General features: G+C 67.3%; 10 protein-coding genes. 6 read left to right on the top strand and 4 right to left on the bottom strand.

All coding sequences use genetic code 11. The features are described 5' to 3' along the window. Positions 1-7: 7 nt before the first annotated feature. From KF791_00465 to KF791_00480, 4 genes are all read right to left on the bottom strand, one after another. Positions 8-970 (bottom strand): ROK family protein, encoded by a 963-nt coding sequence (locus tag KF791_00465; protein MBX3731044.1) that lies wholly within the window; start codon positions 968-970, stop codon positions 8-10. Between the two features lie 55 nt (positions 971-1025). Next, complete coding sequence (locus tag KF791_00470) at positions 1026-2666, bottom strand: alpha/beta-hydrolase family protein (GenBank protein MBX3731045.1); 1641 nt, start codon at positions 2664-2666, stop codon at positions 1026-1028. Beyond that, positions 2663-4153, bottom strand: a complete 1491-nt coding sequence (locus KF791_00475; GenBank protein MBX3731046.1) for a PD40 domain-containing protein — start codon at positions 4151-4153, stop codon at positions 2663-2665. The genes KF791_00470 and KF791_00475 overlap by 4 nt, the downstream gene beginning before the upstream one ends. A gap of 103 nt (positions 4154-4256) precedes the next feature. Further along, positions 4257-5045 carry a cyclase family protein gene (locus KF791_00480; protein ID MBX3731047.1) on the bottom strand — a complete coding sequence of 263 codons (789 nt, stop codon included), beginning with the start codon at positions 5043-5045 and terminating at the stop codon, positions 4257-4259. A 229-nt stretch (positions 5046-5274) separates the two neighbouring features. Here KF791_00480 and KF791_00485 point away from each other — a divergent pair, with 229 nt between their 5' ends. From KF791_00485 to KF791_00510, 6 genes are all read left to right on the top strand, one after another. Continuing rightward, the gene (locus KF791_00485; GenBank protein MBX3731048.1) at positions 5275-6099 is read left to right on the top strand and encodes a type II secretion system protein; all 825 of its coding nucleotides are present in this window, start codon (positions 5275-5277) and stop codon (positions 6097-6099) included. A 192-nt stretch (positions 6100-6291) separates the two neighbouring features. Next, entirely contained in the window at positions 6292-6678 is a 387-nt protein-coding gene (locus KF791_00490; protein MBX3731049.1) for a DUF393 domain-containing protein, read from the top strand. A 98-nt stretch (positions 6679-6776) separates the two neighbouring features. Beyond that, a complete protein-coding gene (locus tag KF791_00495) occupies positions 6777-7256 on the top strand; it encodes a hypothetical protein (GenBank protein ID MBX3731050.1) in 480 nt (159 codons plus the stop codon). Next, a complete protein-coding gene (locus tag KF791_00500; protein MBX3731051.1) occupies positions 7253-8203 on the top strand; it encodes a hypothetical protein in 951 nt (316 codons plus the stop codon). Before KF791_00495 ends, KF791_00500 begins: the two co-directional genes overlap by 4 nt. 41 nt (positions 8204-8244) lie before the next feature. After that, positions 8245-8925, top strand: a complete 681-nt coding sequence (locus tag KF791_00505) for a hypothetical protein (GenBank protein ID MBX3731052.1) — start codon at positions 8245-8247, stop codon at positions 8923-8925. Next, the gene (locus KF791_00510; protein MBX3731053.1) at positions 8922-14222 is read left to right on the top strand and encodes an immunoglobulin domain-containing protein; all 5301 of its coding nucleotides are present in this window, start codon (positions 8922-8924) and stop codon (positions 14220-14222) included. The genes KF791_00505 and KF791_00510 overlap by 4 nt, the downstream gene beginning before the upstream one ends. Positions 14223-14248: the final 26 nt, after the last annotated feature.

Raw genomic sequence — 14248 nt, forward strand, 5'->3', positions numbered from 1 at the left:
GGTGGTTCTAGGCAGGCGGGGCGAATTGCGCAATCGCCGGCACGACGCGTGAGACGCGGCCGGCGGCGAGCGCGAGGGCGCCGACCGGCACGGAGTCCTCCCCCAATCCGGCGAGCGCGATGCGCGGGCCGGGCAGGAAGGCGTTCATCACGTAGGCCGGCAGGGCCGCGGCGATCGCGGCGCGCAGCGGTTCGCCAATCAGCGAGAGTCCCCCCCCGATCACGATCACCTCGGGGTGGAAAAGCTGCACCGCGTGCGACAGCGCGAAGGCAAGGTTGTCGGCCAGTTCGCTAAGGATCGCCTGCGCCAGCGGGTCGCCGTCGGCCAGCGCGGGGGCCAGGGCCCTGGACTCGCAGCTTCCGACCGGTCGGAGGTGCGTGGCCAACGGACCCTCCGGATGCTGCCGGATGGCCTCCCGGATGCGGCGATCCACCGCCCATCCCGAGCATCGGGCCTCCACGCGCACCCCGGACTTGTCGAGGCAGAGGTGTCCAATCTCCGCTTCGCCCGGGGGTGCCCCGTGGTAGATGCGCCCGTCCACCACCAGACCGCCGCCCACCCCGCTGCCCATGTTGATCCAGAACACCGGGCTGGCGCCGCGTCCGGAGCCGCAAATGGCTTCGCCCAGCGCGGCGACGTTGGCGTCATTGTCCACATGCACGGGCAGCCCGGTTTCGGCGTACAGCCAGGCGCCAAGCTCGAAACCGTTCCAGCCCGAAATCTGATGGGAGCAGCCGATGCGTCCGGTGCGCCAGTCCACGGGGCCTCCGAACCCGACACCGACCGCCACCGGCCCATGTTCCTGGAGCAATCCGGGCAGGCGGCGGCTGAGGGAGGTGCGGATTCCGGCACCCCCGGCGGCGGGATCCACGGCATCCCGGGTTCGGGCGAGGATCCGCCCCGAGCCGTCGCCTGCCACGACCTGGAGCTTGGTGCCGCCGATTTCGATTCCGAGAACGCTCACGGGCACGAGTCTACCGGCACCGGAACGCGACGAGAAGCCGGGGCCATGCCACGCCGGGACGTCACTCGAACACGGCCCGCAGACGATCCAGTTCGGCCGCGCTCCAGCCTTCCGGTTCGGTCAGGGCCAGCCAGGCCTGAATGTAGTGAGCCGGTGCATACTCGTGTCCGAAGCCTTTCGGGGCGGTGCCCACCATCATGTCGGCGGCCAGTTGCAGCATGGTCACAATCGGAAACCAGCGCAGGTCGGCCGAGACATCGGGACCGCGCGGCTCGCGCATCCAGTCCGGCTCGCGCCAGGCCGACTGCGGGCTGTAGAACGTGATCGGATCGCTGGCGTATTGCAAAATGACCATCCGGAACGCCCCCCAATCAACAGCCCAGGGGGCTGGACTTGGATCCTGATTCATGAAGCGAACCACCGCGCCGCCGCGAAATCGGGGCAACCACTCCGTGGACCCCGGATCGCGCTGCCGGGTCAGGTGGCGCCAGGTCGCATTGCGAAATGGCGGTCCGCTCCACAGCACTCCGTCGAAGGGATCATCAATGATGTCGTAAAGATCGAAGGAAAGATCGGAGTTCAGCGACCCGAGGCTCAATCCCCAAAGGTAAAGCCGGGGCCGGGAGTCCCGTGGCAGGGATCGCCAGTGACCGTAGATCTCCGAAAACAGGGCGCGCGCCATCTCGGCCCCGTAGGCGGCCTCCGTCATCAAGGCCAGCGGACTGTTCAAGTAGGAGTACTGCGCCGCGACCGTGGCGACATCGCCGCGATGAAGGTACTCGACGGTATCTTGCGCGGCGGGGTCCACCCAGCCGGTTCCGGTCGGTGTCACCAGCAGCAGCACCGACCGTCCGAAACCGCCGGCACGTATGAGCTCGTCCAGCGCAAGGCGCGCGCGTTGTTCCGGGCTTTCGGCTGAATTCAATCCCACGTACACGCGGACCGGCGCGGGCATCGGGGCGCCAAAAAATTCGCTCAAGTCCCCGGCGGTGGGACCGCCCGATACAAAGCGGCGCCCTTGCCGGCCCAGCTCCTTCCAACGGATCCGCGAGGCGGCACTGCCGGTCTGGTCCGGGTGGACCGGGGTCGGCAGATCATCCTCGATCAGCGCATCGAGCTGCTGAAACGACTGGTCCACGGTTCTCAGCAGGCCGGTGACCAGCACCCCGTCAATCACCCCCCAGAACAGCAGCACCGCGATGACGATGCCCACCGCGTGGGAGATGCGCGGTGGCACGTAACGGCGCAGCCGGACGGACAGCGCGTGAATGACCCACCGAAACAGGCGTGCCAGCCCCAGAACCACGCCGAACACCACCACGGCGATCAGCCCCGGAACGAACGGTTGCACGCCGGCCGACGCCTCCATGCCCATCAGGGTCCGGATCGAGTTCTGCCAGGCCGCCGCCCGCCAAAGAAAGCTGACCACGATCAGCGCGCAGAGCACGGCCGCCACGATGCGGACCCTGCGCGTGATCTCCGGACGCCCCACCGGCAGCTGCAGGAAGCTCCACAGCCAGACCCCTGCTGCGCCCAGGCCGTAGCCCGCTGCGAAGGACAGACCCGAGAGGACGCCCTGGACCCCATACGGCCGTGGCAGCAGCGATGGCGTGAGGGAAACCGCAAAGAACACCGTGCCGACGAGCAGGCCGGCACTGCTCAGATTCAACCGCCCCAATGCCGGCCCGGGTGACGGAATCATCGGGTGCGGATCCGAAAGAACCCCGGCGCGTTTGCCGCCGGCGGTTCCAGATGGAACGTTCGACTGGCGCTTGAAGCCAGCTCGCGGTGGACGAGGGCCCAGCCATCCAGATCGGCCGAACGTTCAAGATCCACCTCGCGGCCCGGAGTCAGACCGGAAACTTGCACTTCGAGGGCCTCCCCATTGCGTGTGATGCGGATCCCGGGCGGCGATGGGGGAGGAACGACGATTCCCAGCGGCGACCAGGTCGGGTAGGCGGCCGGGGCGGGGACCAGTGGTCGCGGGTGGGTGCCATCCGCGCGGACCGCGTGGATCTCCGAACGGGTGATGTCGCCCGCCAGAAGCGGAGCGCCCTGCGAGAACAGCTGGGGCGAAAGGTCGAAGGCGAGCTCCGAACCATCGGGCGACCAGGCGACGCGGGTCACCCACAACCCGTCGGCCAGTCGCAACACCTCGCGGTCCCCCGTGCCGTCGTAATTGATCACCCGGATGGCGCATACGGCCGGCAGGTTGTGCAGGTCGCTGATCCGGGAGTCGAACCGGATCGTGTGCCGCAGGTAGGCGACCCGCGTGCCGTCCGGAGAAATCGCCGGGGCATAGTCGTTTTCGTCCGCACGGGTGAAGATCGAGGTGAAGAGGTCTATGTAGGAATGCCAGACACCCGCGGGCCGTGTCAGCTTGCGGACGAAGGGGTCCAGGCGCCCGTCCGTGGCGAACACCACCACCACGGTGCCTTCGGAGCCTTGAACTCCGGAGGTGCCCGTCACGGGAATGTCATCGCGAAAGGCACCCACGACCTCGGCGAGATTGGGATGCCAGTCCACGCCGTCGCCGCCCTGATTGTTGCCTGTGCGAAAGCCGCCTGCGAAGAGCAGGTGACCGATCAAGCTGGGGCCGGCGGCCGGATAGACCTCCAGGACCGGCGCACGGCCGCCCCCCAGAAATTGCTCCGTGGGTGCGTTGGTTCGTGAGACGCTCAGGGTGCTGCCGCCCGTCCGGGGCAGGTCCATGACGGCGACTTGCCGTCCGTCCGGTGAGAGCGCCTTGTGGTAGGGGAAGTGGATCGTATAGGAGGTGAACGAGGAGTCGTTGGTGTGTGAGGCGACGCCGTTGGTCAGCGTCGTGATGGTGCCGGTACCCGTCCGGACGGAGTCTTCAAACGAGGTGACTTTGGCCAGTCCGCCCGTGGCCAGGTCCAGGCTGAAGATGTTGCGGCTGATCTTGAACGGCCGGCCAGGGTCCCCGGAGGTGAGCAGGAGCTGCCGGCCGTCACGCGAGATCACCGGGAACGCCGGTTCCGGCAGATCCACCGGCACGATCCGAAGTCCGGTGCCGTCGCTGTTCACGCTCCGCAGCGTGATCGGGCTCTGCACGGATTCGGCTCCATTGAAAAAGATCGTCCCCGTCGCCGCCCCGGCAATCTGCGCAGTGGCGAGGAGTGCGGCCCATGGCAGAAGTCGGAAGGCCGGCAGGCGACGGGTTGTCATACGAAGATGTCAAAGTGTGCATTCTGTTTCGCGCGACGTCGAGGACATGCATTCCGGCTCCAGGTGCCCCCGGACCCTCACGACACGGCGCCGGTGCTCCATCTCAAAAGACGGGGCCGGCGGGAGATGAGGAACGGATCCGGGAAGGGCGGGCGCGGAACTGGGCGATAATGTGAACCGGCGCCTCTCCGGCATCCTCAAGCCGGAGGGGCAGGGCGACTCCATAGGAGCCGGTCGGGGGCAACCGGTCCATGTTGGCAACATTCGTGAAGATCGGGATGTGGGCTTCGGAGAAGATTTGCGCGACCTCAGTGCTCCCGGACCCACCGGGGTCCACGCCCGCCGTGTCCATGCCCACGGCCTTCACCCTCCTGTCGCTCGCCAGCCATCGGGCGGCTTCCGGATGGAGTCCTGGGTGCGACGCCCGCCCGGGCGTCCCGGCAGCAGAGGCACTTTGGCCCAGATACCGTTCCGCGTCGGGCCACCAGAACCCAAATCCAGTGTGGATCAGCACGATGGTGCCCTCGCGAATGCGTCCGTGGCGACGCTCCCAGCGCTGGAGGTCGTCCACGGTCACCGCGTAGTCGCGGTGGGTGCGGACGGCGTCCACCACACCCACCACGACCGTCCTGCCCGTGAGTTGATCCGGTCGCAGGTCGGCAATCGCCGGCCGGTCGGGAGCGAATCGGGCGGGCGCCCCGAGCAGTGTCATGAGGGAGGAGGACGGGGCGTCCGTGGTGACGGTTTGGGGCACGCCAATCCGGGTGCCTGGCGGGATGGGATGTGTGAGGTCCACCCATGGCCAGGTTTCGGAGGGGCGTGAGGCATCAGCGGCATGGCAAAGGCCGGCAAGCACCGCCGCCAGCAGGATTGCGGGGAGGGTCGTTGTCATCGCGCTTGAAGGTAGGCACGCCGATCGTCTCGAACAACGGCGATGCGCGGGACTGGTCGCATCCGGGCTCAGGGTCGTGGGGGATGCGTCGCGAATGGTGCGTGGGGGGCTCCGTCGCGTGGGCCGGCCTTGATCCGGAAGTTGAGAAGCCACCATGGACCCATTCCCCAGTGCCCCATTTTTGTGCTGGCGGGTTGACGAATCTGCGGCGCGGGCGCAGAACGTTCCCATGGGGAGTGGCAAAGGGGCATGCAGGTGGCCGCCAGTCCGGCCGCGGACTCATGGGTTCACGCTGATCGAACTGCTGGTGGTGATTGCCATCATTGCGATTCTTGCGGGCATGCTGCTGCCGGCACTCGCCCGGGCCAAGTACACGGGCATGCGCGCGGCCTGCTGGAGCAACATCCGGCAGCAATACCTTTCCCAGTTGCTTTACAGCGGAGACAATCGCGGGCGGTTTCCCAACCACGAGGACGGCAGTCCCGATTACCATCGCCTCGGCGGCCGCGCCGACAGCATTGTCACGCTGCTGCGCGGAAAATACGTGCCCAACACCGCAATCCTCATCTGTCCGATCACGCGCAAGTCATTTGGCCGCCAATGGCTCAATTACGAGAGCATGGCGAACTTTGCCGATCGCTCGACGCGGGATTACGGCGGGTGGGACACTCCGGCGGCCAATGTGTACACGCCCTACATGTGGTTCGCGAACTTCACTGCGTCGCCGCCCATGCGTTTCCTGACGCCGGCAGGCCGGGTGGATGCCACGGATCCGGACACCGAGCCCGCATGGCCCCGGAACGAGAACGAGTGCGAAAGCCGCCGGGCCTTCATCACTCATCGGGTCAGCGAGACGCCCGGGACCATGCTGTGGGATGTCGGGCATCTGGGACGCTTCGGGCAGGGCAGCCAGAGCCGGCCGCTTTGGGCCTGGTCGGCCACGCCGGATCAACCCGTGGGACAGGCCGATGGCTCGGTGATCAACCGGCCCAAGGCCCAGATCAAGCCGCGGGCGCGCGGCGGCCCGTCGGCGGACACCACCTATTTCTATTGAGCCTCGGTCCATCCCGGCGGAGCCCACGCGATCTCCTCCCCGGTGGGGCAAGGTCCTTCCGGGCCATCGGCGTGAGCAGTCCGCTTGGGCCCGACCCTCGGTGAAGCGTATGGCGGAGCCTCGGCACCACCGGGGCGCACCCGCCGGTGACGCCTGCTGGCCAATTTCTGATGAACCCTTCAGGTTTTCCGGGTGAGTGGTCCGCTGTTGCTCTACGATGGTGAGTGCGGGCTTTGCCATGGATTCGTGCGGTTCGTTCTTCGGTGGGAGCGGGTTCCGCGAATCCGGTTTGCCCCGCTTCAGTCCGCCGTTGGCCGTGAATGGTCCGGACGTGCGGGGAGCGGGTTGGAGACCGTCTTGTTTGTGGAGGGGGACGCGCTTCTACAGCGCAGCGATGCCGCATTGGCCGTCGCGCGGCATCTTCGGGCGCCATGGTGCTGGCTCAGGTTCGCGACCGTTTTGCCGCGGGGGTTGCGCAATGCCGCCTATGACGTTGTGGCACGTCACCGGTTTTCGTGGTTTGGGAAGGCATCGTGTGCGCTGCCGTCCCCGGAACAGCGCGGGCGGTTCCTGGAGTAGAGTTCAGGGAACGCGCGGAGCCGCCCGACTGTCCCCTTGATCGGGGAAGTGGCAACGAGACCATCGGCCCCTCTCCGGTCGGTCAATTCCCCCACGGCATGTCACCCGTTCGTCGCCTCGTCATCCAGTGCACCATCGGGGGCGTCCTCTTGGGCCACCTGGTGTGCCTGCTGGCCGGGCACCAGCTCTGGCCGTTTTCGCACTATCCCATGTTCGCCGAAAGTCGCCGGATGCCATCCGTGATCCGGGCCACGGTGCTGGTGGGGGTCACCGGCGACGGGGCCGAGCGTTGGCTGAAGGGGCGACGGGATCTGGGGCGCTCCTTGTCGCCATTCCTTTATGCCGGTCCGCTGGGTCCCCAGGCACGCGCCCGCCATGGAGCGCCGGAAGTCCGGCGGCGCCTTGAAGAAATGCTCCGGTATTGCAATCTGCAGATCGCCCGGCAGGACCCCGGTGGTGACCGGCTTCGCGGGATCCGGTTGTACGACGTGGAGTGGGATCCCGATCCCTCCCTCCGCAATCGGGCGAACCCGAGGACCCTTCTCGTGGAATCGTGGGAGTCCGGGGAACATCCGTGAATCTCTGGAGCCGTTGGAACCGTTTCTGGTTTGCCCCCGCTCCGGCCGCGGACCTTGCGGTGGGACGCTTCCTGTTTTTCACCGGGTTTTTCGCCTTCAGTCTGACCCGTGCCTTCCACGAATGGGCGGAGGTCCCTGACTTCCTTCACGCATTCCGCGCCCGGTATCTCGTGTGGCTGGCGGTTCCGGTACCCGGGACCCTGCCGCTGATGGGCATCGAGTGGCTGTGGCGGCTGGCCATCTTCATGGCCGCGATCGGGCTGCTCACCCGGCCGGCCTGCTTCGCTGCCGGGTTCGGCAGCCTTTACCTGATGGGACTCGACGCCCCTGATGTGGCCGGACGCTCGTACACCGCCGGCGTGTTTGTTCCGCTCATCCTTGGGGTCTCGCGGTGTGGCGATGTGCTGTCGGTGGACGCCTGGATTCGGCGGCGGCGGGGCCGGGATGTCGCCGGACCTCCGGAGGAGTACGGCTGGCCGGTGCGATTGGTCTGCGCGTTTCTGTCGTGCATTTTTTTCGCCGCCGGGGTCGCCAAGGTCCGGTTTGGCGGATTTCCCGACTGGATGCTCTCCGACACCATCCGGCACGCCATCCTGCAGGGGGGCTACTGGTACACCTCGCGGGGGCGACCGGCGACCGACCTGGGCCCCTGGCTGCTGCAGTGGCATCCCATGAGCACCGTGATCATCGGCGTTGTCGCCCAGGTCGCCGAACTCCTCTACCCTGCCGCCCTGTTCTCGGGCAGGGCGCGCTGGGTGTTGGTGCCGGTCATGGGTGCGCTGCTGGTGGGCTTTTGGTTGTGCATGGGACCCTTCTTCTTCCTGACGCTGCTGGCCCACGTGTTCTGGGTTCCGTGGTCCGCCCTGTGGCGGCGCATGGGATCCGGGCGGAATATCGTGGAAATCCGGCCACGGCCCTCTCGGGACCCCGCGGGGCAACCGGGCTGAGGTGATCCCCGCCGGCACCCACTTTTCATTTGTAAATCTCCGTGTGCGTCGCTCGACTCTGCGCACCCGTGACGGCAACCCGCATTCTCATACTGACCCCGCTGATCGTGATCCCCTGGCTGGCGGTCCGTGCCCAGCCGGTTCCACTGCCTGACAGTTTTGCGTCGGCGCAGCCGGCAGGCGGGGATTCCTGGACGGTCTTCACCCGCATTTCCCGAAACCTTGCCAGCGCCGAACCCGGCGAACCGGCGCACGCGGGCAGCCCGGCGATTGCGTCGCAATGGGTTCGTGTCCAGTACCCGGAGGACGGGTACGTCTCCCTCGGGATCGGGCCGATGCGGGGATTCCGCCTCGCGGTCTACACCGGAGACACGTTGGCCAGCCTTGAGGAGGTGACTTCAGTCGCGGTTTCCCAGAACCGCCGATTCCTGGGCTGGGAGGTGCGGGCGGGCGTGGCCTATTCGCTGGCCATTGATGTCCCCGCCGCCACGAGCCACGGTGAAATTCACCAGATCCGGGGCCACTACCAGCGGACGTTTCTGCGCCCACTCGCTCCCGTCCTGCCGGCTCGCGCGCCCGCCACCGTGGTACTTGAGGCCGTCAATCTGGTCCCCGACGACGAGTTGCTGGAAGTCACCTTCACTCTCGGGCCGTTCCAAACGGAGACCCGGACATCGCCGCCCTGGACGGCGACGTTGAACAACGTCGGGGAGGGACGGTGAACGTGCGAGCCCGGGCACGACTTCGCGGACGCCTGCCTTTCGATCTGCTCCCCTGGGAGGCCCAGTTCCTCCCCCCAAACGATTCCTGGGCCGACGCGCTGGTCATTCCCGGTTCAGCGGTGGACTGGGCGGGCGTTGGCAACGCCGAGTTCGCCACCTCGGAGCCGGGTGAGCCGGAATACGCCCCGGGCGTGCCGGTCGAACGCTCCGTCTGGTGGCGCTGGACGCCTGCGTTCACCGGTTGGACGCGGATCTCCTGGCAGGTGGCAACCCTGCAGCTTTACGAGGGAGACTCGCTGGCCAGCCTGGTGCAGTTGCCGGACGATCCACTGCGTGGATTCCAGGCACGCGCCGGGGTGCCGTATGCGTTCCGCCTTGCGGTGCCGCCGAATGGCCCGGTCTCGACCACGGACATCTCCCTCCGTCGTCCCACGCTGATCCTGCAGCCACCGCCGGGATTCCTCCTCGAGACGCGTGCCGACGGCGGTCTTGAAATGCATCTCGCGGAAGGCCTGCCACATCCCCTGGGGATCCAATTCCACCACCCGACGGACAGGTTTGATTCCCTCAATCTGGAACAGGAAACCCCCGGTGGTTGGGAAACGCTTGCGACGGCATCCGGTTCCCCACCGGAGTTTTCTGTCAGCCTGTCCCCCGGAACCATCACCACCGTACGCATCGCGGGCACGACGGCGGCCGGGGAGTTTCGGACCAGCGACGTCGTCCGGCTGTTTGCTGCGCCGCCGCATGACCGGTTCCAATCGGCGGTCGAGCTCCCGGTCAACGGGACGGCTGCTTGGGACTGGAGCGGGCTTTCGCTCTCCGGTCGCGAGCCCGGGGAGCCCGCCCACGACGTGGCCTCCGGTGGGGGATCCCTCTGGTTTCGTTGGACTCCCGTGATGTCCGGCACCGGGCAACTGCTCCTCCCGGGAACCGCGGGACCCACCACGGTCGTTGTCTATACGGGAGGCGCATTGAGCTCCCTGCAATGGGTTGCCGGAGCCACCGTGCCGGATGCCGATGTGCCGCTGCACCTGCCGTTCCCGGTAACGGCGGGGACCCCGTATCAGATCGCAGTGGAGGGCGCGGAGCCCTTCCAGCCCGCGTCACTGACCTGGATTCCTGTGCGGGCGGGTCCGGTGGATCGGGAACAGCAGGTCGGCGTGTCGGTGGCGTTGGTCGCCGAGCGATTCGGCGGGGCCGCACCTGCCGAGGTTCGTTGGATCCTGAATGGCGAGACGCTGTCCACGATGACTCCAGATCCGACGGCAAGCGACCACTGGACTCCGTCCGTTCCCGGAGCGTTTTCACTTCAGGCCGAGGTATCCATTGGCGATCAGACCGTCACATTGCTGCAAGTTTCCGGGTGGGTTCGTCCGGCCAACGACCGGCTGGCGGATGCCGCTCCGGTGCTGGCTTGGGAAGGCCTGCCCGGCTTCAGCCGCGCCGCGGGAGACCTGTCCGCCGCCACCCGGGAGCCGGGAGAGCCTTCCTCGTTTGCCGACGCGAACGGCACGGTGTGGTTCGCCTGGACGGCGCCTCCCGGCCCCCTCAGAGCGCGGCAGACCTCCGGCGCCTCCGTCCTGCGGATGGAAGTCTACACCCGGACGTCCCTCGGCGCGCTCGTACGTCTGGATGCGTTTCCGAGCCTGACCCAACCGGTGGAATTGCGGCTGGCACCCGGAACGCAATGCCTGCTGGCCGTGAGCAGCCCCGATCCGGCGGCGTCGGCGTTCGGGCTGGTCTTTGGGCCGGCACCGTCCAACGACGACTTCGCCGATGCCGCACCGTTGATGGTTCCGCCCGAAGGCGGGACTGTGAGGGTGGAGGGAGCCGACGTGTTCGCGACCGTGGAGCAGGCCGAGATGCTGGCACCCAACCTTGCCTGGTTCCGGCGCCACGGGAACCTTTGGTGGCAGTTCACCCCCGGGGAGTTCGGAGGGGCGCTCTTCCACCTGACCGAAAGCCCCCAGCCCACCATTGCGGCTGTTTATACCGGCCCTTCCCTGGGCCACCTTGAGCTCCTCGTGGGGCCCGACGCGGCGGGCGGCAATCCAGTGGCTTGGGTGCCGTTCAGCGTTCGCCCGGGCGTGACCTACTGGATCGCCGCCGGCGCCCATCCGGACCCCAACGACGCCTTGGGCCCGATTGCGGGCACGTTCGAGTTCCAACCGATGCCCGAACGGGTCAACGACCCGTTTGAAGACCGGCGGCAACTGGTTGGGACATCCGTGAGCCTGGAGGGCACGACGCGCCATGCGACGTCCGAACCGGGCGAGCCCGAAGGCATGGCCAGTACCCTGTGGTGGGAATGGACCGCTCCCGGGTACGGCGCGGTCCGGATCGAGGCGTTGCCCCTCACCCTGGGCAACGCCACCCGCGCGTTCCTCTTCACGGGCAACCGGCTTTCCGAACTCCGTCCGGCCACGATAGGCGACATCGTTTATGTGGACGCCGGGCAGCGGGTTCAGATCGCCGTGGGCACGTTGCCGGGACATGGAAATCCGGGGCCGTTCCGTCTGAATATCCAATGGCGCCCCACGGTGGATCCGTCACCGAACGATGCGTTCAGCGACCGGATCGCACTGCCCGCAGAATCCTACACGGTCACTGGGAACCTGGATCGTTCGACGCTCGAACCCGGGGAGTTTCCGTCCGGGCCGGGAGGTTCCCTCTGGTGGCGATTCGCCGCTCCGGCCACGGGCGTGCTTGAGTTGACGGAATTCGCGGCGGATTCGTTTTCGCCGGCGGTGGAGCTGTTTCCTGGTGACGATTTCGGGTCGCTCGGACCCGCACTGGAGTGGAGTTTTCGAGCCCGGACGGCGTGGCGGGTGGAGGCGGGCCGCGTTTACGCGTTGAGGATCTCGGCTGGTGGCGGCACCCCCGGTGAATTCACCCTGAGCAGCCGCTTCTGGCGGCCCGCCAATGACCGGTTCGCCGACGCGATACGGCTCGATGGGCTGGTCCCGCAGGTGGACACGTGGATGGTGGATGCAGGCATCGAGTCCGGCGAACCGCTGCCGGCGCCGGATGCCGCGCAGAGTTTGTGGTGGCGCTGGGTTGCCCCCGGCGACGGGCGGCTCGAGCAGCCCTGGGTGTCCGAACTGCTGCCCCTGGCAACCGTCTATGAAGGTGCGGGTTTGGGTGGGTTGTTGCCGGTTCCCGTGGTGCCACCCTCACCGCATCTGGGGACGGCCTCCGCGGTGACCGTCACCGGCGGCCGGGAGTATTTCGTCCAGTTCACCGCACCGGCGGGACGGGTGGTGGCCCTCAGGTTTGATCTCCGATTCGCGGCGTTTGGAACCGCAGACAACGATCACTTCCACCGCGCCCGACGGATCGAGGGACCGGCGGTTGCCTCGATGGCATCGGTCATTGGTGCCAGCCGCGAGGCGGGCGAACCCTTGCACGGATCCGATGCGGGGCATCCGAGCGTGTGGTGGCGCTACACGGCCTCGACCGATGGCCGGATCACCATTGAAAACGCCTTCGGCAGTGTCCGGGGTGTGATGCTGGCCGTATACCACGGATCTTCCGTGGATGCCCTGACCTGGCTGGGCTCCGGAGTGGATTCGGCTTCGGTCACCCTCGGTCGTGGCGAGACTTGCGCCATCGCCGCCGCAGTGCCCCCGGGTTCTCACGGCGATGTCGGCATTCGAATCCTCACCCCACCGGGGGGCAATTCCCCGCGGAACGTGGCGGGGAATCTCGTCAGGAACTACAGCTTTGAGCGGGTGGTGGACGGCGATCCCACATCGGATTGGGAGGCCATTCCGGGCGTCGGATGGGTGATCGGCGCGCCGAGCCTGCTGCCGGCCGCCGACGGATCCAATTACGCCGTCCTCCACGGGCAGTCCCTCCGCCAGGTCCTCGAAACCACGGCAGGACAGCCCTATCGCATCCGGCTGGCCGTCCGTCCCACCCTGGAGCCGGGGGATGTGGACGTTCGGATTCGTTTTGGCGGCAATGAGGTGGGGCGGATCGCGATTCCCTCGGTGTTTGAGGAGCGCTTCTGGCATTGGCGCGATTTCGAGGTCGTGGCCACCGGCACCGTCTCGGCTTTGGAGGTCGTGGGTGCCGGAACCTGGGTGGTTGTGGACGCGATCAGTGTGGTGGGCCTCGCGGAGCCGCCGCGGATCGTCAGCGAACCGGCGGAATTGACGGGCCTGGTGGGAGTGGCTCTGACAATGACTGCCGGAGTTGAGGGTTCCGAACCCCTGACGTTCGAATGGTTCCACGGAGACGACCCGATCCCGAGGGGGCACGAGCGCCGGCTCACCCTTGATTCCGTCCGGCAGCCCGATGCGGGAACCTACCGGGTGCGGGTGAGCAATCCATGGGGGTTCGTCGTCCACGAACCCGTGATCCTGAGGGTCGAGGGGAGCGATGGCTTGAGCATCCTTCGTCATCCGGCCGGTGAGCAGGTCCTCCTGGGGCAGTACCATGTGCTCCATGTTCTCGCCGGCGGCGCAGGACCCCATGAGTACCAGTGGTTCCACAACAGCCGGCCCGTTCCCGGGGGGGCTGAGCGCCGGTTGATCTTCGATGCCGTGCGGCCGGAGGACCTTGGGACCTATCACGTGGTCGTCCGGTCCGGCGACCAGTCGCTCACCAGCCTGCCGGCGTCGCTCGACGCCGAACCCGAAACCCTGGGCGGCGGCACCACGCGCTTTGCCTCGTGGGCGGCCGGTGCCGGTGAATTTCTGGTCCGGGTCAGCGATGTGGACGGCACACCCCTGCTGGAGGGACCCGGGTTTGCGGTGCAACTCTATGTGGGATTGTCCTCTGAAACCCTGCGTCCCGTGGGGGTTCCCCAGCCCTTTCTGACCGACACACTTGCCGGACGCTGGCGCTCCCAAAATCTCGTCCTGCCCCAGGTCGCCCCCGGGGCAGCGTTCCACGCGCAGATCCGCGCCTGGGATGCTTCGATCGGGGCCTCGTACGAGGAGGCCCGAGCCCGGGGCGGACGGTTCGGTCGCTCTCCGGTCACCACGGCCGTCGCCGGAGATCCGCTGGCACCTCCGGAGCCGATCGCCACCCTGGAGTCGTTTTCCCTGCAGGCCGGGCAACCCGGATTCACCGCGGGGCGGATTGAGGCGGTTCGCATCGAAACGGACGGCACGGTGGTCTGGCGGCTGACGGGAGCCGCCGGGTTCCGGTATCTCCTCGAGGAGCAATCCGGCAGCCGGCACTGGATCCCGCGGGAGCGGTTTACACCGATCTCCAGCCCGACGTTGTTCACGACGCCTCCCCATTCGGATGGACTGATCCTCTACCGCGCGCGGGTGCTCGATTGAATTCCCAGGGCGCACTCCCTTGAGCC

The organism is Verrucomicrobiia bacterium (assembly GCA_019634635.1).
Taxonomy (GTDB): Bacteria; Verrucomicrobiota; Verrucomicrobiia; order Limisphaerales; family UBA9464; genus UBA9464.